The organism is Chitinophaga sp., assembly GCF_036569125.1.
Taxonomy (GTDB): Bacteria; Bacteroidota; Bacteroidia; order Chitinophagales; family Chitinophagaceae; genus Chitinophaga.
This window is the reverse complement of the sequence record NZ_DATCRF010000229.1, coordinates 1-2482: the sequence shown is the minus strand read 5'-3', so window position 1 is coordinate 2482 and position 2482 is coordinate 1. Positions and strand designations below refer to the sequence as shown.

Here is a 2482-nt window from a genome sequence, read left to right as displayed (position 1 = left end):
GTACCTCAACAGCTCCTTACGGTTAAATGTGGATCACCGCATCAATGATCGTATATCCGTTGGGTTTACTACCAACTATATTAACTCCAGCGCAGACCGTGGCCTTACCAACAACGATAATAATGGTGTAAGCTTTGGCGTGGCGCTATCCACCACCCCCGGTTTTGCAGAGCTGCATAAAGATAATTTAGGTAACTATCCGCGTAACCCATACGCCGCATCTAACCCGCTGGAAACAAGGGATAAGATGATCAATAACGAAACTACCAACCGTTTTGTAACCGGCGTAAAGCTGGATGCACGACTGCTGCAGAGCGATAAATCCACTACACGTTTTGTAGCTAACGGCGGCGTGGATTATTACAACCTGAAAACAGTAGCGGTATTCCCACGTTCCTTACAGTTCATGGAAAATACATTGGGCGGCGCCTCCATACAGGGTAATACCAATAACATTAACACCAACCTGGCGGGTTACCTGGTGAATAATTTTACGCCATCGGCCAAGGCCAGCTTCACTACTACGGTAGGGGCTACACTGGAAACCGGTAATTTTGATAACATCCTGATCTCTGCCACGCAGCTGATAGGCACGCAAACAAACGTAGACCAGGCAGGCGCTGCCAACCCACGGCAGTTCCGCCAGAAGTACCGCGATAATGGCATTTTTGCACAGGAAGAAATTACCCTGCTGGATGCAATAACGGCTACCGGCGGTATCCGTTTTGACCGCTCCACCAACAACGGCGACTTTAAAAAATACTACCTGTATCCCAAAGGCTCCCTTTCCTGGAACCTGGCTAAAATGGATTTCTGGAAAGTGAAGAGCATCAATAGTTTTAAGGTACGTGCTGCTTACGGGCAATCCGGCAACGTATCGCCCTACGGCAGTAAATTCACCGCCATGGTGATCTCCAATACCGGCGGCCTGCCCGGCTCTTTGGTGGATAACCAGCTGGGTAACACCTCCATTAAACCGGAAAAACAAACCGAGCTGGAAGCCGGTGTAGATATTAGCATACTGGATGGCCGTGTGAACCTCGAAGCTACTTACTACAACAAAAAAATATTCGACCTGCTGTTACGCCGACTGCCGCCCGGATCTACCGGTTTTGTGGCAGAATGGGTAAATGCGGGCGACCTTCGCAACCGCGGTATAGAGCTGGGTTTAAGCCTGCTGCCCATTAATACCAAAAACGTACGCTGGACCTCCAATATTAACTGGTGGCGCAACCGCTCACAGGTTACCCGCCTTAGCATTCCTGCCTTTGCGCTGGGCGCCTTCGGTAACTCGCTGGGTACTTTTTATATAGAACAGGGCCAGCCTGCCACACAAATAAAAGGCACCATTCCTGATCCGCAGGATGATACCAAAAACGTATTTGTAACATTAGGCAATTCAGAGCCTGATTTCCAGATGAGCTTTTTCAATGAAGTACAGCTGTTCACCAATTTAAGCATGCGCGTATTGGTGCATTGGAAAAAAGGCGGTGATAATATTAACCTTACACGGCTGCTTACAGATGGCGGCGGCACCAGCCCTGACTGGGATGCAGATGCCAATGGCAATGGTGTAAAAGACGGAGCTGAACGCGGCGCTGCCGGCAGCGCGGCCCTCTTTGTGCAGGATGCCAGCTACGTAAGGATCCGTGAAATTGGCCTGTACTACAACTTTCCCATTAAGAATAATCCATTCTTAAGAAATGTGCGGGTAGGCGTTTCTGCCAACAACTGGTTTACATGGACACACTATGTGAGCTATGATCCGGAAGTATCCAACTTTGGAAGCAACACTATTAATACCAGCATAAGCCGCGGTAGTAATGGTGTTTCCAGCGGCGTAGATGTTATGCCCTTCCCTGCTTCCAAACGTATGAGCTTTCATGTGGGCATTGATTTCTGATAACATTTAAACGGATTATTATGAAAAAACATTTCATGCTATATATAACAGCAGCCGTGCTGCTGGCAGCCTGCCAGAAGGGAGAGATCCCCAATTTAAACACACCGCAGGCCGACGCTATTACCCGCAACCCTACCAAGGAAGAGCTGAATAACCTGGTAACCGGGGCAGAATCGGGTATGCGCTTTACCCTGGGCACTTATTATGATGCGGTAGGCATTATTGGGCGTGATATTTACCGCTTTGCCGGTTCTGAACCGCGTTTTTATACCGAGCTGTTAGGCGCCGGTTCCTCTACGCTGGATAATAACACCTTTTACCTTACCAACCCATGGGCTTCACGCTACCGCGTAGTAAGGCAGGGGAATATACTGCTGCAGGCTGCCACCAACTCCAGCTTTATTACTGCGCCGCAGCGTAATGGCTACCTGGGTTTTGCCAAAACCATTATGGCTTACCAGCTATTGCTGAACCTGAACATGACAGATGCAAACGGCATCCGCATAAGTGTACAGGATTTTGAAAACCCCGGGCCTATTGTACAGAAAAATGTTGCGCTGGATTCTATTGCACAAATGC

1 protein-coding gene and 1 pseudogene are annotated in these 2482 nt (G+C 48.8%); both read left to right on the top strand.

Going from position 1 to position 2482, the window contains the following annotated elements; translation table 11 throughout:
* On the top strand, positions 1-1903 hold a 1903-nt coding region (locus VIM87_RS08145), incomplete at its 5' end, for a TonB-dependent receptor domain-containing protein (protein ID WP_331996501.1).
* Between the two features lie 20 nt (positions 1904-1923).
* A pseudogene (locus tag VIM87_RS08140) lies at positions 1924-2482 on the top strand (RagB/SusD family nutrient uptake outer membrane protein); the annotation flags it as partial.